This is a genomic window from Candidatus Binatia bacterium, from assembly GCA_029243485.1.
Classification (GTDB): domain Bacteria; phylum Desulfobacterota; class Binatia; order UBA12015; family UBA12015; genus VGTG01.
Genome location: JAQWRY010000013.1, coordinates 13,442 through 32,803 on the forward strand (window position 1 = coordinate 13,442; position 19,362 = coordinate 32,803).

Consider the following 19,362-nt stretch of genomic DNA (forward strand, 5'->3'; position numbering starts at 1 on the left):
TCGGGCTCAGTTTTTCTTGGTGAGCGCGTTCAGGATCGGCGCGAGTGCTTGCGGCTTCGAGATCATCACGTCGTGGCCGGTGTCGAGCTCGACGACGTTCACTGGGGCGAGTCGCTCGATCACCTCGTCTTGTAGTTGCGGGCGCAGCGACTGGTCGCGAAGAAGTTTCACGAAGGTGCGCGGCACTGGATGGGCGAGTCCCGCGAGGTCCATCGGCTCGGCGAACGGCCTGCCAGCCTCGGGGACGAGTCGTTCGAGAACGAACTTCGTCTGGCGCTCGTCCATGTCGTTGCAGAAAGCCGCCCGGACGGCGGCGTCCTCCGGCGGTCCGACCGTCGCCGGGGGGGCTTTCCCGTCGAGGACCATGTCGGCGATCGATTCGCCGGCGGCGGGGACCGCTGCGGCGACGTAGACCACGTGGGCGATTCGATCCGGAATCCGGTCGACGACACGGGGGAGCGTGATCCCCGCGAGAGAGTGCCCGACGAGGATGACATCGTGGAGATCGGGGCCGGTGATCGCGTTGCAGACGTGGTCGACCCACGCGCCGATCTCGATCTCGGCGGGGTCGAGCGGAAACATGCCACGGCCGGGGAGATCCAGGCTCGCGAACGGCGCGGACAGGAGCGGGCGCATCAGCTCCCAGCACCACGACCCGTGGTTCGCGCCGTGTACGAAGATGATGCTCTGAATGCTCATGTCGTGGTCCTTGCCCTCACGAGCGGCTCCGAGGGAGACCGAGCGCGAGTTGGGCGATGATGCTCCGCATGATCTCGCTCGTTCCGGCATAGATCGTCGGCGCCGGCGAGAATCGATAGGTGTTTTCGAACTCGCCGTCGGCGGCCGCGCCAGGCTCCCCCGCGGCGAGGAGGGACTCGGGTGCCGCGAGATCGAGCAGGTCCTGCGCGTCCTGGACGAGGATCTCGGTCTGGAAGAGCTTGGCCATCGGCCCTTCGCCCTGGTCCGGCCGTCCTTCGGCGGCCATCCAGAGCGTGCGGCGGGAAAGCACGCGTGAAGCCTCGAAGTGGGTTGCGGCCAGGCCGAGACGCTCGCGGACGCGGACGTCCTCGAGCGCGGGGCGGCCGTCGCGCGACGTGGTTCGCGCCCACTGCGCGGCGGCGTTCACGAGATCCTCGTGGTGATTCGGGTAGGCTCCGCCGTGTTCCAACTCGAGCGCGTACGACAGTACCGCCCAACCGCCGTTCACCTCACCGATCCGATAGCGGTCGGGGACGCGGACGTCGGAGTAGTACGTGATGTTCGTTCGCTCCTCGCTCACCGTGTGCACGGCCTGGACCTCGATGCCCGGTGTGTCGAGCGGGACGAGGAACATCGTGAGCCCGCGATGCTTCTTCGCCTTCGGGTCGCTGCGAGTGAGGAGCAGCACGTACTGCGCGAGGTTTGCGCCGCTGGTGAACATCTTCTGCCCGTTGATGACCCAGCTGTCCCCGTCCCGGACAGCGCGGGTCTGCGCGGCAGCGACGTCGGAGCCCGAGCCGGGCTCTGTATACCCCAGAGACGTGATGGCCTCGCCGCGCGCGAGGCGTGGAAGCACTTCCGCTTTCAGTTCGTCGCTCCCGAGCTTCATTAACGTCGCGCCGACCATGCGCGTCGTGCCGAGGGGGTGCGTCGCCCAGCCACAGCGGTAGAACTCCTCCTCGAGCGCCATCTGCTCGTAGATGCCGCGTTCCTCGCCGCCGTATTCGCGGGGCCAGGACGGGAAGGCGAGGCCGGCGGCCGCGAGCTTCTGGTTGAACTCGGGGTGGTGCCCGTCCCAGCTGAAGTGGGCATGCGTCCGTAGCTCGTCGGTGAGGTTCTCTTCGAAGAATTTGCGGACGGTGGTGCGGAACGACTCGGCTGCCTCGCCCAGCTCGAAATCGAATGGATGTGGCCCCGCTTCCGGGAGCGGGACGCGCTCGTTTCTCCACAGGCGGTCGGTGACGCGGACGAGCTCATCGCGCGGATCGCCGTCCATGAGGGCGACGGCCTTGGCGCGACGGAAGTAGAGCTGAACGTCGTATTCGAGGGAGAGCCCGTATCCCCCGTGCGTGTGCAAGCTGCGCCGGACGGCGCGCGTCGCGGCGAGCGCAGCCCAGGCGGAGGTCATGGACACGAGCGCGGCGGCTTCGGGTCGTCCACCGCTGATTGCCCAGATGGCTTCGTGCGCGAGGAGATGCGCGGCCTCCACATCGGTCACCGCATCGGCGAGAGGATGGGCGACGGCCTGGAAGGCGCCGATCGGTCGGTCGAACTGGATGCGCTCGGTCGCGTACGCGGCGGCGATGCGGAGCGCTTCCCGCGCGAGGCCGGTCAGATACGAGGCCGTGAGGAGCTTCCATTCTTCGGCAGCGGCGCCGAACGCGTCACACGCCGCACGCCCGCGCCCGAGCACGTCGACCTCGCTAGCGCCGATTCCCGACCAGCGTGCGAGCCCGGGGTTGCCGAGGTTTCGAACGGGGTGGACCGTGGCGGGACGTTGGATCAACACGACGTCGTCGCCGTGTCGTGCGACGATGGCGGCGGCGGTCGAACCTCCGGGAACGGTGAGGTCCTGGCCCACGTCGAAGGGACGAAGCGAGAGGGAGACGACGGACTCGCCTACGAGGACTTCGGGCAGGAGGCTCGATTCACCAAGGTCGGCGAGCAGTCTCGCTGCCACGGTACTCTCGGTGAGTGGCCCCGTGGCCAGCCTGCGGCCAGCCTCGTACATCAGAATCGTCGCTTCGAGCAGACCAAGGCCGATACCGCCGGCGGCCTCCGGTACGCGGATGCCGAACGCTCCGGTTTCCGCCAGTTTCCGCCAGAGATCCTCGTCGAAACCGGATTCCTCGGCCCTCCGAACCCGCTCGGGGCTCGACTCGGACGCGAACAAATCGGAGAAGGTATCGCGCAGGAGTTCCTGTTCGTCGGTCAGGGCGAGTTTCATGGGTGGTTTGGTCTCCTACGTTGTATCGAAGCAAAGGGCAGCGGCGAAGCAATCATGCAGTTGAGTGACCCCACATTCTCACGGGACGTCGACGTCGCCATCATCGGGGGCGGGGTGGTCGGGCTCGCCTGCGGAGCTGAACTTGCGTGCGCCGGGCAACGGGTTCTGGTCCTGGAGCGGGGCGGGCGAGTCGGGGCGGAAACGTCGTCGCGCAACAGCCAGGTCATCCACGCGGGGATCTACTACCTCGAAGGGACCCACAAGGCGCTTTGCTGTGTGGAGGGACGGGATCTTCTGTACGAGCGCTGCGAGCGGTTGGGCATCCCCCACCGGAGGGTCGGAAAACTCATCGTGGCGACGGCCCCCGAGGAGATCCCCACTCTGGAGCGGATGCAGGCGCGCGCCGTCGCGAACGGGGCCGGTGGCATCGAGTGGTGCGACGCGGCGGAGATCGCTCGGCGTGAGCCGCGCGTTCGGGCCGTCGCGGGCCTCTGGTCGCCGAACACCGGGATCGTCGACGCGCACGCGCTCGTCGAGAGCTACCGCGCCGAGATGGAATCGGCCGGGGGCGTCGTCGCGCTGCGCACTGAGGTAGTGGGCCTCGCGCGAACGACGGACGGCTGGCGGGTCGAGACCATCGGGCCCGACGGCGCGACGTTCACTCTCGACGTTCCGCTGCTCGTGAATGCGGCGGGCCTCGGATCGGATCGGGTTGCAGAGATGGCCGGCATTGATCTCGACGAACAGGCGTGGCGACTCCACTTCTGCAAAGGCAGCTACTTCGGTGCTGCCCCCGGGCTCGGCCCACTGACGACGCACCTCGTCTATCCGGTTCCCACCGACGGAGGGCTTGGCGCCCACGTCACGATCGATCTGGACGGTCGGTATCGGTTCGGGCCGGACGCGGAGCCCGTCGACGAGATTTCGTACCGGGTCGATCCGTCGAAGCGGGATCGTTTCGCCGAAGCCGTGCAACGCTATCTTCCCGAGATTCGCCCGGAGGATCTCCATCCCGAGATGGCCGGCATCCGGCCGAAACGCGTCGGCCCGGGCGGACCGTTCGCCGACTTCGTGATCGAGGAGACATCTCATCTCGGCGCTCCGGGCATGGTGCAGCTCATCGGAATCGAGTCGCCGGGCCTCACGTCGGCGGGCGCGATCGCGCGCCGGGTGTCGGAGTTGCTCGGTCACTCTTGACGACCTGGCGCCAAGTAGACGAACGTCTCCCGGCAATGGCGGACACGCTCCCAGGAATGCTCTCGCGCGCGGTGGAGACATACGCCGATCGCGATTTGATGGTGACGCCGACCGAGCGTCTCACGTATCGGGCCGCGGAGGAGGAATCGCGCCTCCTGGCGCGGGCGCTTCTGCATAAGGGGGTCGGAAAGGGGAGCCGAGTCGGGATCCAGCTCCCCAACGGCCCCGCGTGGGCGAACGCGTGGCTCGCTGTGACCCGGATCGGCGCGATCGCGGTGCCGATCAGCACGTTCTACCAGCCACCGGAGATGGCGTGGATCCTGCGGCACGCGGACGTCGAGATCCTTCTGTGCGGCCGCTCGATGTTCGGGCGGGACTTCGCTGCCGTCTTGGAGGAGGCGCTGCCGGATCTGCGTTCGGCGGACCGTCCGGAACTGCGCACCGCGGCTGCGCCCTACCTTCGGTCGGTGGTCTTCTGGGGCGACGCGCCCGCGTGGGCCTCGTGTGTGGACGCCGACCTCGTTGCTGTCGCAGGAGGTGTCGCTTCCGAGCTCGTCGATGCGATCGAGGCGTGCGTCACGCCTGCAGACGTTGCCGTGACTCTGTACAGCTCGGGCAGTACGTCCAAGCCGAAGGGCGCCTTGCATACCCACGGGGGCCTGGTCCGGCGCGTCGCTCATTTGCATCCGTTTCGGAACCACGTCGATGCCGATCGGGTGTTCACGCCGATGCCCTTCTTCTGGGTCGGCGGTCTCGTCGTCGGTCTTCTGGACTGCCTCGACGCGGGCCTCACGTGTCTCGCGATCGAAGGGGCCGACCCGGCGACGACGCTTCGATTCCTCGCGACCGAGCGCGTGACGGTGTTCAACGCGTGGCCCGCCACTTTGGAAGGGCTGCGTCGGGAGTTCGTGTCCGGCGACTACGACCTGAGTTCGGTCCGTGCCGGGAACCTGCTCGAGGCGGTTCCGCCCGAGCTGCGACCGAAGGATCCGCTGCTGCGAACGAACGCGCTCGGCATGACCGAGACCGCCGGACCCCACACGTGGGATGATCCGCTTGTCGAGCTGCCCGAAGAGTTGCGCGGGTCGTTCGGCCGCGCGGTGCCGGATACCGAGCACCGTGTAGTGGACCCCGACAGCGGCGAGGTCCTGGGTCCCGGGGAGTCCGGCGAGATCTGTGTGCGCGGTCCGAACGTCATGCTGGGCCTGCACAAGGTGGAGCGCGCCGACGTGTTCGACCGAGATGGCTGGTACCGTACAGGCGACCACGGTTCGTTCAACGAGACTGGGCACCTCTTCTTCGAGGGCCGCAAGGACGAACTCATCAAGACGGCAGGCGTGAACGTTTCGGCTCGTGAGGTGGAGGCCGCCTTGATGGCGTTCGATGACGTCACGCTCGCCGCGGTCGTCGGCGTTCCGCATTCGACGCGCGGGCGTCTCGTCGCTGCGGTCGTGGTTCCGGAGAAGGCGATGTCGCCGACGCCGCACGATCTTTGGGATCGGCTTCGGAAGGTGATCTCTGCCTTCACGGTGCCACGCCGGATCTGGGTGTGCGCGCCGAACGAGGTGCCAATGACCGCGAGTGGGAAGGTCGACAAGAAGTCGCTCGAGAAGATCATCGAGAGCCGCGGCGAGCTGCTCGTCGCCGACTAGTGCCCGTCCTTCCCATATTGCCGGGTGGAGTGGACTACCGTATTCTCAGCGTTTGACCAGGTTGCCCGAGCAGTGGAGGTCCGAGATCGAGGAGGGCGGTTACGTCATCGTTCCGAACGCGATCGATGAGCGAGCAGTCGGAATACTGCGCGAGGAACTCTCGCCCTACCTACAGAGCCGCTTGGTGGGCAGGAACGACTTCGAGGGCACTCGATCGGAGCGTGTCTATCGCCTGCTCGCGAAGACGCCTTCCGTCGCGGTGTTGATCGAGCACGAGGCTGTACTGGCGGTAGCCGATCACTTCCTCGCCGCGAGCTACCTCCCCTCCGCCGCTCTCGGCGCGCCGGCACCGCCCCGACCGGCGCAGGGTGTGTCGACGATCTGGGCTCCGTTGCGATCTTCCCCGGCTCGCTCTTCCATCGGGCCGGTTCGAATCGGGCTGACACGAAGCGGCTGGGCCTCACGATTCAGTATTGTCAGCCGTGGCTGCGACAGCTCGAGAACCTGATGCTCGGTACACCGCCGGAGTTGGCTGCGCGCTATTCCGAACGGATTCAGGACCTTGTTGGCTACAACCTTCTCCAAGGAACCTTCGTCGGATACGTCGACGGCCGGAACCCGAAGAAGATGATCCCCGGGCGGTCCTAGTGTCTCGCCGTCGAGATCGGGTCAGGCTTCCTAGTTTAGCCGCGCTTCACTTGGGTCGCTCGGGTTTGATCGGCGGCCAGCTGTTCTCACTCGCGAGGATTGCATCGCCGATGTCGCGCACGTTCCACGGGTCTCCCTGACTGCTCTTGGCGGCCACCTCGGTGCGCTGCCAGGAGAGGAGAGACACGCGGTTGCCGGAGATCATGAAGGTGCGCCCGGTGATGCCGGCCGCCTCGTCGGTGCAGAGCCAAACGATCGCGGGGGAGACCTTCTCCGGAGCGGCGGCTTCCTTGGCTGCGGCCTTGGTTTCCTCCGGATACAGGTCCTCGGTCATGCGCGACCACGCGCCTGGTGCCAGGACGTTCACGGTGATCCCGTATTTCGTCGCTTCGGGATAGAGGCATCGCGCGAAGCCCGCGATGCCGGCCTTCGCCGCGCCGTAATTCGTCTGGCCGAAATTCCCGAGGAGGCCGGACGTCGAGCTCGTCATGATGATGCGGCCGCCGCGTCCCTGCACGAGCATCTGATCGTACGCGGCCTTCGTGACGAGGTAGGTGCCGCGGAGGTGCACGTCGATGATGACGTCCCACATCTCGTCGTTCATGTTCTTGAACGACTTGTCCCGAAGGATGCCGGCGTTGTTGATGCAGATGTCGATGCCGCCGAAGTGCGCGACGGCGGTCTGCACCATCGCCGCGGCCTGCGCGGGGTCGGAAACAGAGCCGTAGTTGGCGACGGCCTTCCCGCCGGCGCTCTCGATCTCCGCGACGACCTGATCGGCCATTCCCTGGCCGGCGCCTTTGCCGTCGCGTGAGCCGCCGAGATCGTTGACGACGACCGCGGCGCCTTCTTTTGCCAAGAGAAGCGCGTGGGCGCGGCCGAGGCCGCCTCCAGCGCCGGTGACGAGAGCAACTTTTCCGTCGAGCAGACCCATGATGAAATCCTCCTTCGTCCAGATTCCGTACTGGGCGAGCTGGAGATCTGTCAATTCACGGCATGGTTGAGCTCTCCGAGCAGAGGTGCGAAACCACAAGCACTTCCCATCCCGACCTGAGGAGCGCCCATGACGACACGACTGTTCATCTGTTTCGGACGTCTTCCCCTTCTGCTCGCGTTCTTGGTCCTCGCTGCCGGCTGTGGGGACAGCGCGTCGAATGGCACCGGTGGCACGGCGCCTTCGGCCGCCGACATCGTCGTGGACGTCGGTTGGTTGGCCGATCGCCTCGGTGATTCGAGTACCCAGGTCGTGGACGCGCGTACCACGCAGTCCGAGTTCGATGCGGGCCACATCCCAGGGGCCATCCGGCTGGATCCGTTGGAGCTGTCTTCGGCGGTCGGGGGCGTTCAGGCGCAGGTCGCTCCGGCGTCCCTCGCGGGACCTCTCCTGCGTGAACGCGGGATCCGCGCGGGGACGACGCTCGTCGTGTACGGCAAGCCGCCCGAGTTCGATCCGGCGCGAGTCGTGTGGGCGATGCGGTACTACGGTCACGACGATGTGCGGTATCTCGATGGCGGATGGGCCGCCTGGCAGGCGGCGGGTGGGGCGGTCGAGACCGGGCCGTCGGGTGAACCGTCCTCGGACTACGAGATGGGCGCGCCCGTGGATGCGCTCCGCGTGACCGCTGATTGGATCGTCGACCAGCTGGGGGCCCCTCCGGACGACGACCCCGCGATCCAGATCGTGGACGCGCGCTCGCCCAAGGAATTCGCCGCCGGCCGGATCCCGGGCGCGTTGCACGTCCAATGGACGAGGAATCTCGAAGAGGGTTTCCTCCTGCCGCGAGAGGACATCGAGGCGCTTCACGCCGGGCTCGACAAGAAGAAGACGACCGTCGTGTACTGCCTCGTAGGATGGCGTGCTTCCTTCGGCTGGATCGCGCTCGAGTTGCTCGGGTTTGAGGACGTGCGGGTCTACGACGGCTCGTGGCTCGAGTGGGGCGCGGGCGGATTTCCGATCGAGACGGACGGGGGCGTTTCCTAAACGCAGGATGCTGGTACCATAGTCCGATGAAACGATCTCGTGGGCTAGGGAATCCGTTCGTCGGAATCGCTGCGGCGCTGTGTGTCTTGTTCTCGTCGAGCGGTCCGCTCGCCGCGGACAGCGCCGCGACCAAGCGGGACGACTTGCTCATCGGGTACAATCTCCTCTCTGGTGCAATGTCGGCCGAGGGACAGCTAAAGTACCTGCTCTGGCTGCGTGAGCTCATGCTGCAGGGTCCGAGCAAAGAGGTCGAGCGTCTGATGACGACGATCTACGAGACCTCGAACAAGCGCGTGGACGAGCTCGACAAGCTCCGAAAGCTCGCTCCGGTGGCTACGGCGAAGCCGCCACCGTCGCCAATCGGCAGCGCGATCGAGGCGGCCGCGAAATGGGACGGGACGAAGGAGCTGCTGTTCCCTGATGGCGAGTTCGGGATGCGTTTCGTGTTCTTGCAAGCGCAGACGACTCGGATGATCTCGGTGATCGCCGAGCAGACCGCGAAGATCGACCCCAACGTCGAGCGCAAGCAGTGGCTCGAGAACGTCGGGAAGGAGTACGAGGCGTTTCGCGAGGAGCTCGTCGTAGCCGTAGAGAAGTGTGAGCCCCGATGAGCGATCGAGGCCCTCACATCCAGGACGACCCCGCGTCCCATCTCCTCGCGCGCTTCACGGAGAGCCCGGCCATCCGCAAGCTCGCGCGTGGGCTCGCAGGCGAGCTCCTCCTCGTGGATCACGAGGGCGACATCGTGGACCCGACCATCGACCCCCGGATCTTCACGGTCGAGCCCGACGATCTCCGTCCGGCGAAGTACGCGCACACGACGCTTCTCATGGCGGGCGATACCTATCTCCCGGGTTGTCTCGTCGTCGGCGCGGCACTGCGCTACCAGATCCAGTCGAAGGCGACGCTCATCTGTCTCGTCGACGACAAGGTGAGCAAGGGCGCCCGCGAGATGCTCGAGATCATCTACGATCGCGTGCTCGAAGTGAAACGGTTGCGCGCCCATGAGAGTAGCTACCCCGAACACCTACTGTCCGAGGCGTACCGCGATGTTTATACAAAGCTTCACTTGTTCGACTCGGATCTCCTTCCGTACGAACGCATCACCTTCATCGACGCGGATCTGCTTCCGATCCGGTGTTTCGACCACCTCTTCACGCTGAGCGGTCCGGCGGGTGTAATCGAGAGCGTCCACCCGACAAGCCAGTACGCGTACATGCAGCACATGCACGGCGTGCGACACGGGGAGCCCGTTCCGCCGCAGATTCTCGAGGTCACGAGCGACGACGACATTCGCGGCGGCGTGAACGCGGGCCTGCTCGTAATCGAGCCCAAGCGCGAACTCTTCGAGGACTGGTCGGCTCGAATCGACAAGCCGATGGCGGAGTGGGGCCCCAAGCACCGTGAGCACTTTGAGGACGGGATCAAGTACGGCTTCCCCGAGCAGCACTTCCTACAGGTGGAGATGCAAGACGCGTGGACCGCGATCGATCCGCGGTTCAACGCAATGCGCACCGATGTGCCGCACAGCTTCGGCATCCATTGGACCATTGGTCGCAAGCCTTGGCACAATCACGCGAACCCGGGCCGCACGGTGAGCCAGGGCCTCTGGGTCATGGCGTGGGAGACCCTGCGACTCCATCACCCGGAGATGTGTGCCGACCTAGAGAAGCGCGGGCTGGTGACGGACAAGCCGTAGGCGGTTTGTGTTTCGGCGGTACCTTCGGTGGTTCGTCTTGATCTGCTCCGGGCGCGGGAGCTTTTCGTGATTTCGGCGCCCCCTGGTTGGTCTTCGGGGCCACGGGCGTCCACAAGGTCGGCCCTTCTTGGGGCAGTGCTCTTCAGTTTCGGTCTGGAGGCCTACTGGGCGTGGGGGGCACTCAGACGGCCACGCCGAGTTGGCGTGAGTGTGCGAGCAGCTGGCCGTCGCGACTCCAGATCTCTCCGTCTTCTTCGAGGAATCCGTCGTGGACCTGGCGTGTTCGAAACACCACCAGCACGAAGTCGTCGACCGGGACGTCGACGGGGAGAGGTGTCCGGATGTGCACGGTCAGGTCGACCGTAGGAACGCCACCCATCGGCGGCGGGAAGTCCTTCGTCGCGAAGACGGCGGGGGGCCAGGCGTCGGTGTAGGCCGCGAGAAGGGCGGCGTCGATCGGGCGCGGATCGGCGAGTCGGATCCAGCCGCCGGTCAGGGCCGCGCGTTCCTTTTCTGACGGGTCGAAACTCTTAGGGCCGATGGCGATGCGCGTTTCGAACTGCTCGTGCAGTGGAGTCGGGGCCGCTTCTCGAAGGGGGCACTGCTCGGGTGGCGCGACCTCGGGCATCACGGCGTGGGCCAGCTTCGGGCCCCCTCGGCTCTTTGCGAATGCGGCGGTCGCAAGGGCTTGCAGTTTCCCGTTCTGTTCGAGCCGAGCGGTGACCGTAGTGAGGCCGCGTCCCTCGCGCTCGATCCGAGTGACGACGGTCGCTGGGCCTTCGGCGGGCGGGCGCAAGTAGTGAACGGTGAGCGAGCGTAGGGTGCGCGCGTGATCCGCGACGGCCGTCTGCATCGCGCGGACGAGGATGGCGGCGATATAGCCGCCGTTCGGCCCGCGGACGATCCACCAGGCCCGATCGATGCGAGCGTCGAAGGAGCCTGCGGGGTTCAGGGTAACGGACGTGTCTCGGTCGAAGCGGGTGCTCATCCTAGGGAGCGTAGGGAATGACCTGTCGGCCTTGCATCCTGGCGTTCAGGCGGCGCTGAAGATGCGACCGCCGTCCTTTCGTACGCGGCAACCCTCGAGTCTCCCGTCGAGTTCGAGAATGTCGCGGCCGCCGTTGAACGTAGCGAGGAATGGTTCCAACGCTGCGCGGCCTTCCGGGGTCGACGTGCCTGCACGCACGGCGTCTGCGATCCGCTGGAGCATCCAGAGGTGATAGGGCACGACCATCCGCCGCTCGGTCACGTCGCCGATCCGAAACTCGTGCGTGAGGGCGCCCCCGTCGCGCTGCACTTCCTCCCATCCGGCGCTCGCGTGGAAGGTATACGAGGGCAACTCGCCCCCGGGCGCATGCGCATCGCTCGCGACGTACGCCGTCGTGCGCTCGATCGTGGAGTCGAGCATGGGCCACATCTCTTCGAAGAACACGTCGAGGACCGGCCCGAGCGTTTCGGGGATCTGGTCGTCTTCGAGCCACTCGCCGCCGTCGCTCGTCGCGGGTCGACCCACGAGTTCGCCGTCGACGAGTGAATAGAGGAGCTGATTGTAGCTGCGGGCGTCGAGCGCGTTCGTGCCGTTCGTACGTTCGACCCATTGGGTCACCAAGGGGTACCGGACGCGGAGATCGAATCCCGGAACCGGGTCCCGGTAGAGGTGCGCGTACAGGGGGCCGAGCAAGCCGAAGTCGGCAAGGGAGGGTCGGCCACCCAAGACGTAGTCGTGGCGGTCGAAGTGGTCTTCGAGGCGCTGGAGGATCCGGTGCATGCTGGTCGTCCACGCGGCCTCGGTCCGTTTGCTCATGCCGAGGTCGGTGAGTCCTGCGTGCACGGTGGGCCCGAGCATTGCGTCGTACATCGTGCGCGCAGCGTCGCGCCGGCCCGTGCCGGATTCACCGGGGGCGAAGGCACTCCCCCATTGCTGGAGGTTGAACTGTAGGTGATTGGGCTCGACGCCTTCGAGGGAGTGGTGCCAGCGCTCCCAGAAACCCCACACGACCATCCACTCGTCGGCCAGCAGTTCGATGAGGTGCGCGGTGAGCGCTTGCCGCGGGCGGGTGCGCGGATCCGGGGTCACGCGCGGCTCGGGGTACAGACCCTCGAAGTAGTCGATGATCTCGCTGGAGTCGTGCACCCACGTGCCGTCGGGGGCAAGGATCTGGGGGACGGTCGCTGCGCCGGTGTTCGGCGCGAGGAGTCCGAGGATGAGGTCGAACGAGCAGAGGATGTCTTCGTACCCGGGACCTAGGGCGTCGAAGTGATCCTTGTAGCGCATGTACGCGCGGACCTTGCCCGAGAAGTAGCTGAGCTCCCAGGAGAAGAGTCGGTACTTTTGGGTCATGGCCGATGTTCAGCATCCGCCCTAACATCGCGCAAGCCCGCGAGACGTGCGGCAGGTGCGCGCGCTCGGTCGGTTCGTGGATACGCGGCTTCAGCAGGGTTTGCCGCACGAGCAGGTGGTGGCTGAGTTCCCGGCCGTGATCGAGGATAGCGATGTCGATCGCGGGTACTCGTGCATGGTCGATCGGACGGGGAACTTCATCTCGCACCCGATGGAGCGGGATTCTGCATCTGCCCGGTGATCGAGTCGAGGTCGTGCAAATGGTCTCGGTGGGGCAAACGGGGTGGACCATCAACACCCACGAGAACACCGATCGCCGCCGGGAGGAACTCGCACAGGCGAGGCGGACGAAGGTGTCCTGCGTGAGTTCTTCCGCCCGGGTCCGTCACGGCTCCCGACTCTGGGCCGGAAAGGAGCATCCTGACCCGTTGGAGGCCCGCCGAGCGAAAATGGTTGAGCCGGCCCGGCGCGTGGTCGTGGGGGCGTCCTCACCGTAAAATTGATCGTTGATTCATGCTGTGCGCCCAACCCATTTCGGCTCGCGTGCGTCGTAGTCCCAGAAATGCCGGTTTCGTGCCGGCCAAGGGCGGGATTCCGAATGTCTTGGCGCTTCTTCGCAACGGTGGGTCTGGTGGCTTTGGGTGTGCTCACGGGGCTTCTCGCTCCGGGGGTGGTGGAGGGCGCTTCCATGCAATCGGTGCCGACTAGTCGGTTGCTCTCTGGACGAACTACGTCAACGTCGAGACCGACAGCCAAGAGCTCGAACTCGTGGTGCACCGCAGGAAGCACGACGATCTGTATGTGGAGATCGAGAGCCACGACGGTGCGCTTCACATCACGAGCGTTTGCCGCATCGAGCCGCCCGAGGGCCCGCAGAGCATGTGGGAGCTGGGCTACGAACTGCACGTCCCGCGCGGGACACGCTTCGAGATCAGCACCGGCGAAGGCCGCGTGGTCGGCGGATGAAGCGTCAGGGCTTCTCCCAGTTGGTCAGCAGCTCGACGCGTTGCCCATCCGGATCGAGAATCAAGATCGCGTAGTCGCCGATGCGTGTCTCGTCGAGCACCGTCCCGCCCAGAGCCCGCACCTTGTCGAGGCGCGTGTCGAGGTCGTCGACGAGGAGGGACAGGTGCGTGAGGCCGGCTTCGTTCATGATGCGTGGGCCCCGTTCCTCGAGGCCGGCATCGGCGTAGTGCAAGAGTTCGAGAACGAAATCGTCGCAGCGCAGGTACACGGCCTTCAGGCCGACCGGCGCAGGGATACCGAGGAGCCGGCTCGTGCCTTCATCGGGTGCTGCGAGTTCCTTCACGACCTTGAAATCGAAGGCTCCGGTCCAGAAGGCTCGGGCGCGGTCGAGATCGGCAACGGCGTGGCCGACGTGATTTACTCGGACCTCAGCGGGCATGGGGACTCTCCTCGTGGAAGCGTGGGGTGAGCGTGACGTCGACGCTCTGCGGACCGAAAAGGAATGGTACGGGGACGTGAGCGAACTCGAAGCCCCGCGCGTGTGCGAGATCGCCGGGCGCGAACCGGTCCAGGAACACGTCGAGCGCCTCCTGGACCTCCATCCGTGACAGGGCCGCGCCGACGCAGAGGTGCGCGCCATGTCCAAAGGAGAGATGCGGTTCCGGGTCGACCCGGTCGAGAGAGAACGTCTCCGCCTCGGGGTAGATTTCCTCGTCGCGATTCGCGGATGCGATCGCGACGAGAATCCGTTCGCCGGGGCTGACGTCGAGCCCGCCGAGGAGGGTGGACTCGGTCGTCCTTCGGAGGACGAAGAGAACGGGAGGCGCGAGCCGCAGCGATTCCTCTACCGCGGCCGGCACGAGGGAGCGGTCCGCCCGCAGCCGTTCGTGCAGATCGTGGTGTACGATCAGCTCGTGCAGAAGGTTGCCGATCGTGTCGCGCGTGGTCGCGGTGCCGCCGAGGAGCAGGTTGACCAGAATCATTCGAACCATCGGGACGGGTAGCTCGGCGTCTTCGATCCCTGTCTGGACGATGCGGGTGATGGCGTCTTGTGGCGCGGTTTCGGCCGACAGCCGCGCCTCGATCAGGCCGTCGACGTAGCCGATGAAGTCGGGGAACGCGTCGGCGCGCCCCCGCGCGGAGTCCTTCGGGCCGCCTGTCGTGTTGGAGCTCACGACTTCTTCGGTCCAGTGCGCGAGCTTGGGGCTGTCCTCGAGCGGAACGCCGAGCAACTGGGCGATCACGAGGTTCGTGAGGGCGAGTCCGTAGCCGGTGATGAGATCGCCGCCCCCGGCGGCGACGAGCGTGTCGAGGAGCTGTTCTGCGTGTGCACGCACGAAGGGGCGGAGGTTCTCCGCGACGCCGCGTCCGCCGGCACCGGAACGCGCGAGTTGTCGGATCGGTCCGTGCTCGGGCGGGTCGAGCTCGCCGATGTTCCGATCCTCCATCGGGACGTATTGGCCATCGGGGCGAAATCCACCCTGCGCGCAGAACGTCCGGCTCTCGAGGAGGACCGTCCGGGCGGCTGCGTAGCGCGATGCGAAGACGAAGCCGTTGGCGAGTCGAACCACGGGCCCCTGGCGGCGGAGCGCGGCCGCTACGTCCCACATGCCGTGCGCCTCGGCGGGATCAAACGGGTTGAATGCGAGAGGGTCCTTCATACGAGCCCGCTACCGGCGTGAGACAGCGGTCCGTGGCTCATCGTCGTGAGTCGCTCCGGTGCTCCGCCGGTGATTCGGACGACTTCCTCGCCGAGGAACCCACACTGTTCGTCGGACACCCAGGGGCGAAGCGCGACGACCATGTCATGCGCGAGGACTTGTCGTCGGTCCAGGTATGCCCCCTGGCCGCTTCCCGCGATGGGGCCCTCGTGCCCCAGGCCGACGCTGTAAGCGAACGCGCCTCGGGGAAGGGGTTCGCCCGACGCTTGATAGGCGCTCACCAGCTCGGCCCCCGAACGCCCGGGCCGGCACTGTTCGAGGAGGCGGGCGAGGAGCTCGCGCCAACGCGAGTAGAGTGCGCGCTGTCCGGCCGAAGGATCGTCACCGTCCGGGCATCGCCACGTGCGCGCGAGTGATCCCTCGTAGCCGCTCCAGAGCGCGCCGCCGGACAGGACGACGAGCTGGCCCGGCGTGAAGGGCTCCGCGCGCGTTCCGAACGGGGGCACCGCGCCGGGTCTCGCGGGGTGGAAGGTTCCCTGCTGTGCGAACAGAGAGGTTCCCAGCGTGCACATGCGCTCCAGGTATCGTGACTGCAGCTCCTGGCCCGTGACGCCCGGGCGCAGAAGGTCCGCGGTGCACTGGAGGGACGACTCGGCGATCGCGAGGGCGACGCGGATGCAGTCGACTTCCGCCGGGAGCTTCACGCGCCGGAGCTCGCGCATCGTGGCTTCGGCCGCAACGATCTCGGCGTTCGGACAGATGTGGCCGATCAGATCGCGCGTCGGCACGGTGAGTCCGTCGACGCCGACTCGCTTCGCTTCGGGCAAGCCGGGTAGGGCGCGGTAGATGCCGAGAAGCCGGGCGGCGTCGAAGGATCGGCCGTAGACGTCTTCGCTCGGGAGGTCTTCGGGGGCGTCTTCGACGCTCGACGAGAGGGTCATGACATGGACGCGGCCGGTTCTGCGGATTGCGATGCAGGTGGGGAGATAGGCGCGGGTGTTCGATGTCCACAGCCGCCGCTGTCCCGCCACGTAGCGCGCGTTGGTTTCGCGGCCGAATAGGCAGGCATCCAACCCGAGCTGCTCCATGGCGGCAAAGACACGCCCGCGCCTCGCGCGGCGCAAAGCGGCGAAGTCGATGCCGGCGCGGTCCTCCCGCGGGCCGATCGCGATCTCGTGGCTCGCCACTACGGAGTCTCCTCGAAAGGAGCGTAGCCGTGGGCACTGAGGCGGTCACAGCCCGTGTCGGTGACGACGACCAGCTCTTCGCTGCGGTAGCCGCCGATTCCGTCCTGCCAGATCACGGGCTCGAAGACGATGGTCATCCCGGGGAGCAGTTCGATGTCGTCGTCGCCTTCGAGGCTACGGTCGGTTCCCATGAACGGCGCTTCGGCCGAATCGCATCCGACGCCGTGGGCGAGATAGAAGTGGTCGAGCTTGTATTGCGGTTCGAGAGCGATGACCTCGCGAACGATGTCGGTCGCGGAGCGGCCGGGGCGGACGGAGTCGTAGACGCAGGACATCACGTCTCGCCAGCGGCGGAAGCAGTCCTGTAGTCCCGCGCTCGGGGTCGGATCGTCTCCGCAGATCCAGGTGGCGCCGAAGTCGGAGTGGTAGCCCTCCCACACGAGGCCCGTGTCGCAGAGGATCAGGTCGCCTTCGCGCAGGAACCGGTCGCTCGACGCGATCGGGAAGCCGACGTCGCCGTTTACTGTGCGGGTCTGATCGGCTCGGTTCTTCGGGGTGAGGTTCCAGATCGGATCGACGCAGCTGGCGGTCGCTCCCAGCTCGAACGCGCGGCGGAACAGGAGGGCGGACAGTTCCGTCTGTCGAACGCCGGGCCGGAGCGCGGCCTGGACGTCCGCGATCGCAGCTTCGTTGATGCGCTGTGCGCGCACGAGGCAGCCGATCTCGTCGCGGGTCTTCTGAAGGCGTGCGGGGCCCGTCACCCGGGAGCCGTCGATCCAGGTGAACCCAGAGCTCGGATCGCCGAGGCGTTCGAGCAACGGGCCGGTCAGCTCGTCGATGCCGAGGCGAGGCTGGTCGCCGAAGATCGTTCGAAGCGCCGCACCGAGCGCGTCGATCCCCTCGGGGAACTCGACGTCCAATTCGCGGTGGACGTTCTCCGTCGGCACCTCGGGGGGGACGCCGTCCTCGAAGGGAGTCCAGACGTGGAGGACGGCGTCGGCTGTCAGGGCCACTACGGTCGGCTCGTAGTAGACCCGCATCGCGTCGGAGCACGGCCGCCGGACGCCGGCGTACTCCTGGTTCGAGGGTGAGAGCAGCACGAGGCCGTCCGCGCCCGAATCGGCGAGACTCGTTTGGAGGCGCGCCAGGCGCTCCCGCCTCATTAGGCTGAAATCAGGATCCACGTCGAGACGAGTATTGCTGACCTCACCGTGATTGGGAAAGGGCGGCGTCTACGGATAGTATCGCGCCTCGATGCCGTCGGACACCCCCACCCCCTCCGCCCTAGGAGTCGCGCTCCGAGATCTCGCCCGGCTGCGCGAGGTCGCCACAGCCGTCGCCAAGCACGGCTTCGGCGAGCTCCTGGCCGACACTCCCCTCGTGCGGAAGGCCTTCGGCGGCGATGCGCCGCCGGATGAAGAGACGGGGCTCGAATCGGAGTCGGCGGCCGTCCGGCTCGCGCGGCTCCTCGGCTCGCTGGGTCCGACGTACATCAAGCTTGGCCAAATCCTCTCGACACGCCGCGACCTCTTGCCCGACGAGTACATCACCGCGCTAGAGACCCTGCAGGATGATGCGCCCGTTCTCCCGGCGGGCGAGGTGCGGATGGCCGTGGAGGAGGGCCTCGGGGCGTCGATCGAAGAGAGCTTCCAGTCGTTCGACGAGAGGCCTCTGGGGACCGCCTCGATTGCGCAGACCCACCGCGCCGTCACGCACGCCGGGACGGCGGTCGTCGTGAAAGTGCAGCGTCCGGGCATCGAGGAGACGATGCGGGGCGATCTCGACCTGCTCTACCTCGCCGCGCAGGTTCTCGAAGCCAGCATCGACGAGATGCAGCTCATGGGCATCACCGACGTCGTCCAAGAGTTCGAGCGAGCGCTCCTCGAGGAGTTGGACTTCCGAGAGGAGCTGAAAAACCTTCTCGCGGCGCGGCAGTTCCTCGATTCTGAACGGAGCGTGGTCGTGCCGCGGCCGTTCCCAGAGCTTTCGAGTCGCACCGTGCTCTGCATGGAGCTCTTCGAGGGGTGCGCTCTGCGGGAGCTCACTTCGGGGAGCGACGAAGCACGGTCGGCAGTCGAGGAGCTGCTGGGCTCGACGTGCAAGCAGGTCTTCGTCGACGGCTTCTTCCACGGCGATCCGCACGCGGGCAACATCCTGGTCGACGGCGAGGGGCGCGTTTGCCTGATCGACTTCGGTCTCGTCGGCAAACTGCGCGAGGAGCAACGGCAAGATCTAGTGACGCTGATCGTCGCTGTGATCTCGGGCGACTCGGGCACGATCGCGCGTGTACTCCTGCGGATGGGGACGCCGACGCAGCGCGTGGATCTCGGCGCCTTGAAGAGGGAGATCGACCGGATTCACGAGGAGTACCTCTCGGGTGCTCGTCTGTCCGACGTCGACTCTGCAGGATTCGTCGAGGATTTCGCAGCCGCGGCGGGCCACTTTCGCATCAAGCTGGCCCCGGAGTATTCGGTCCTCACGAAGTCCGCTGCGACGCTCGAGGGCGTGATTCGCAGCCTCCATCCGGATGTCGATCTCGTGAGCCTGGCGCGGCCCTACGTCGAACACGTCGTGGCGGAGCGCTTCTCGCCCGCGTCGGTCCTGCAGGGCCTCGCCTCGGACCTGGGTGATCTCGGATCGATCGCGCAGCGCTTGCCCGCGCAGCTCGATCAGGTGCTGCACGACGTGGAGACGGGAAATCTGCAGGTGCACGCGGTCACGCCCGGCCTCGACGAGATCCCGGCGCTTCTCCACCAGATGGCGAGCCGGCTCGCGGTCGCGGCGTTCGCCGCGTCGCTCTCGATTTGTGCGGCCTTGCTCGTTGCCGGGGGCGGTGGGCACCTGACGCTCGGCGTCCTATGTGGGCTGCTCGCAGGCGGCGGCTGGACGGCACTCTTTTGGTGGCACTTCATCGGGCGCGGCAAGCCAGTGAAGCTCGGGCCGCTCCTAAAGATGTTCCGTCGCTAGAAGGTCCGAGCCCGACGCCGGCGTTGACGCCGGCCCCCACTCCGGAGCCGACGGGGTCGCCTCCGGTCCACCGGAGTTCGGTCGACCGGTTGGTCGGAATGGTTGCGCTCACGAGGGCTTGCCTCAATCGCTGCGCG

19 protein-coding genes are annotated in these 19,362 nt (G+C 66.6%); 10 read left to right on the top strand and 9 right to left on the bottom strand.

The genetic code is table 11. From position 1 onward, the window contains the following. Window positions 1-6: 6 nt before the first annotated feature. A complete protein-coding gene (locus P8R42_06340) occupies window positions 7-699 on the bottom strand; it encodes an alpha/beta fold hydrolase (protein MDG2304266.1) in 693 nt (230 codons plus the stop codon). A 16-nt stretch (window positions 700-715) separates the two neighbouring features. Continuing rightward, on the bottom strand, window positions 716-2,926 hold the full coding sequence (locus P8R42_06345; protein MDG2304267.1) for an acyl-CoA dehydrogenase: 2,211 nt from the start codon (window positions 2,924-2,926) through the stop codon (window positions 716-718). Window positions 2,927-2,980: 54 nt separating this feature from the next. Between P8R42_06345 and P8R42_06350 the strand changes: the two genes are divergently transcribed. The 4 genes from P8R42_06350 to P8R42_06365 are packed head-to-tail and all read left to right on the top strand — an operon-like array spanning window position 2,981 to window position 6,423. Then, window positions 2,981-4,123 carry an NAD(P)/FAD-dependent oxidoreductase gene (locus P8R42_06350; GenBank protein ID MDG2304268.1) on the top strand — a complete coding sequence of 381 codons (1,143 nt, stop codon included), beginning with the start codon at window positions 2,981-2,983 and terminating at the stop codon, window positions 4,121-4,123. A 35-nt stretch (window positions 4,124-4,158) separates the two neighbouring features. Next, a complete protein-coding gene (locus tag P8R42_06355; protein MDG2304269.1) occupies window positions 4,159-5,775 on the top strand; it encodes a class I adenylate-forming enzyme family protein in 1,617 nt (538 codons plus the stop codon). Between the two features lie 52 nt (window positions 5,776-5,827). Then, window positions 5,828-6,283 (top strand): hypothetical protein, encoded by a 456-nt coding sequence (locus P8R42_06360; GenBank protein MDG2304270.1) that lies wholly within the window; start codon window positions 5,828-5,830, stop codon window positions 6,281-6,283. Further along, window positions 6,283-6,423 carry a hypothetical protein gene (locus P8R42_06365; GenBank protein ID MDG2304271.1) on the top strand — a complete coding sequence of 47 codons (141 nt, stop codon included), beginning with the start codon at window positions 6,283-6,285 and terminating at the stop codon, window positions 6,421-6,423. The genes P8R42_06360 and P8R42_06365 overlap by 1 nt, the downstream gene beginning before the upstream one ends. A 46-nt stretch (window positions 6,424-6,469) precedes the next feature. Here P8R42_06365 and P8R42_06370 read toward each other — a convergent pair whose 3' ends face one another. Then, complete coding sequence (locus P8R42_06370) at window positions 6,470-7,411, bottom strand: SDR family NAD(P)-dependent oxidoreductase (GenBank protein ID MDG2304272.1); 942 nt, start codon at window positions 7,409-7,411, stop codon at window positions 6,470-6,472. 75 nt (window positions 7,412-7,486) lie between these two features. Between P8R42_06370 and P8R42_06375 the strand changes: the two genes are divergently transcribed. From P8R42_06375 to P8R42_06385, 3 genes are read left to right on the top strand one after another with little or no spacing between them, the layout of a single operon-like run. After that, window positions 7,487-8,404, top strand: coding sequence for a rhodanese-like domain-containing protein (locus tag P8R42_06375; protein MDG2304273.1), 918 nt, complete (start codon window positions 7,487-7,489; stop codon window positions 8,402-8,404). Window positions 8,405-8,430: 26 nt separating this feature from the next. Further along, a complete protein-coding gene (locus P8R42_06380; GenBank protein MDG2304274.1) occupies window positions 8,431-9,015 on the top strand; it encodes a hypothetical protein in 585 nt (194 codons plus the stop codon). After that, complete coding sequence (locus P8R42_06385) at window positions 9,012-10,103, top strand: hypothetical protein (protein ID MDG2304275.1); 1,092 nt, start codon at window positions 9,012-9,014, stop codon at window positions 10,101-10,103. Before P8R42_06380 ends, P8R42_06385 begins: the two co-directional genes overlap by 4 nt. A gap of 181 nt (window positions 10,104-10,284) precedes the next feature. On the opposite strand, the gene P8R42_06390 is transcribed toward P8R42_06385, so the two are convergent. Together P8R42_06390 and P8R42_06395 are read right to left on the bottom strand one after the other, a co-directional pair. Further along, window positions 10,285-11,091, bottom strand: a complete 807-nt coding sequence (locus P8R42_06390) for a thioesterase family protein (protein ID MDG2304276.1) — start codon at window positions 11,089-11,091, stop codon at window positions 10,285-10,287. Between the two features lie 45 nt (window positions 11,092-11,136). Beyond that, a complete protein-coding gene (locus P8R42_06395) occupies window positions 11,137-12,444 on the bottom strand; it encodes a glutathione S-transferase (GenBank protein ID MDG2304277.1) in 1,308 nt (435 codons plus the stop codon). A 46-nt stretch (window positions 12,445-12,490) separates the two neighbouring features. On the opposite strand from P8R42_06395, the gene P8R42_06400 reads away from it, so the two are divergent. Both P8R42_06400 and P8R42_06405 read left to right on the top strand, forming a co-directional pair. Then, complete coding sequence (locus P8R42_06400; GenBank protein ID MDG2304278.1) at window positions 12,491-12,685, top strand: hypothetical protein; 195 nt, start codon at window positions 12,491-12,493, stop codon at window positions 12,683-12,685. A 527-nt stretch (window positions 12,686-13,212) separates the two neighbouring features. After that, window positions 13,213-13,410, top strand: a complete 198-nt coding sequence (locus P8R42_06405; GenBank protein ID MDG2304279.1) for a hypothetical protein — start codon at window positions 13,213-13,215, stop codon at window positions 13,408-13,410. Between the two features lie 4 nt (window positions 13,411-13,414). Here P8R42_06405 and P8R42_06410 read toward each other — a convergent pair whose 3' ends face one another. Genes P8R42_06410 through P8R42_06425 form a run of 4 tightly spaced genes read right to left on the bottom strand, consistent with a single transcriptional unit; the run spans window position 13,415 to window position 17,421 of the window. Continuing rightward, a complete protein-coding gene (locus P8R42_06410; GenBank protein MDG2304280.1) occupies window positions 13,415-13,849 on the bottom strand; it encodes a VOC family protein in 435 nt (144 codons plus the stop codon). Further along, the gene (locus P8R42_06415) at window positions 13,839-15,071 is read right to left on the bottom strand and encodes a cytochrome P450 (GenBank protein MDG2304281.1); all 1,233 of its coding nucleotides are present in this window, start codon (window positions 15,069-15,071) and stop codon (window positions 13,839-13,841) included. Before P8R42_06415 ends, P8R42_06410 begins: the two co-directional genes overlap by 11 nt. Then, a complete protein-coding gene (locus P8R42_06420) occupies window positions 15,068-16,258 on the bottom strand; it encodes a M24 family metallopeptidase (GenBank protein ID MDG2304282.1) in 1,191 nt (396 codons plus the stop codon). The genes P8R42_06415 and P8R42_06420 overlap by 4 nt, the downstream gene beginning before the upstream one ends. After that, window positions 16,258-17,421, bottom strand: a complete 1,164-nt coding sequence (locus P8R42_06425; GenBank protein ID MDG2304283.1) for a Xaa-Pro peptidase family protein — start codon at window positions 17,419-17,421, stop codon at window positions 16,258-16,260. The genes P8R42_06420 and P8R42_06425 overlap by 1 nt, the downstream gene beginning before the upstream one ends. A gap of 91 nt (window positions 17,422-17,512) precedes the next feature. Between P8R42_06425 and P8R42_06430 the strand changes: the two genes are divergently transcribed. Then, window positions 17,513-19,225, top strand: a complete 1,713-nt coding sequence (locus P8R42_06430) for an AarF/UbiB family protein (GenBank protein ID MDG2304284.1) — start codon at window positions 17,513-17,515, stop codon at window positions 19,223-19,225. The last annotated feature ends 137 nt before the right edge of the window (window positions 19,226-19,362 follow it).

Coding starts and splice junctions, on each gene's coding strand:
- P8R42_06425 (MDG2304283.1), bottom strand. CDS start 17,421: ATGAGGCGGGAGCGCCTGGCGCGCCTCCAAACGAGTCTCGCCGATTCG.
- P8R42_06415 (MDG2304281.1), bottom strand. CDS start 15,071: ATGAAGGACCCTCTCGCATTCAACCCGTTTGATCCCGCCGAGGCGCAC.
- P8R42_06340 (MDG2304266.1), bottom strand. CDS start 699: ATGAGCATTCAGAGCATCATCTTCGTACACGGCGCGAACCACGGGTCG.
- P8R42_06365 (MDG2304271.1), top strand. CDS start 6,283: ATGCTCGGTACACCGCCGGAGTTGGCTGCGCGCTATTCCGAACGGATT.
- P8R42_06395 (MDG2304277.1), bottom strand. CDS start 12,444: ATGACCCAAAAGTACCGACTCTTCTCCTGGGAGCTCAGCTACTTCTCG.
- P8R42_06390 (MDG2304276.1), bottom strand. CDS start 11,091: ATGAGCACCCGCTTCGACCGAGACACGTCCGTTACCCTGAACCCCGCA.
- P8R42_06410 (MDG2304280.1), bottom strand. CDS start 13,849: ATGCCCGCTGAGGTCCGAGTAAATCACGTCGGCCACGCCGTTGCCGAT.
- P8R42_06375 (MDG2304273.1), top strand. CDS start 7,487: ATGACGACACGACTGTTCATCTGTTTCGGACGTCTTCCCCTTCTGCTC.
- P8R42_06355 (MDG2304269.1), top strand. CDS start 4,159: ATGGCGGACACGCTCCCAGGAATGCTCTCGCGCGCGGTGGAGACATAC.
- P8R42_06430 (MDG2304284.1), top strand. CDS start 17,513: ATGCCGTCGGACACCCCCACCCCCTCCGCCCTAGGAGTCGCGCTCCGA.
- P8R42_06385 (MDG2304275.1), top strand. CDS start 9,012: ATGAGCGATCGAGGCCCTCACATCCAGGACGACCCCGCGTCCCATCTC.
- P8R42_06380 (MDG2304274.1), top strand. CDS start 8,431: ATGAAACGATCTCGTGGGCTAGGGAATCCGTTCGTCGGAATCGCTGCG.
- P8R42_06350 (MDG2304268.1), top strand. CDS start 2,981: ATGCAGTTGAGTGACCCCACATTCTCACGGGACGTCGACGTCGCCATC.
- P8R42_06345 (MDG2304267.1), bottom strand. CDS start 2,926: ATGAAACTCGCCCTGACCGACGAACAGGAACTCCTGCGCGATACCTTC.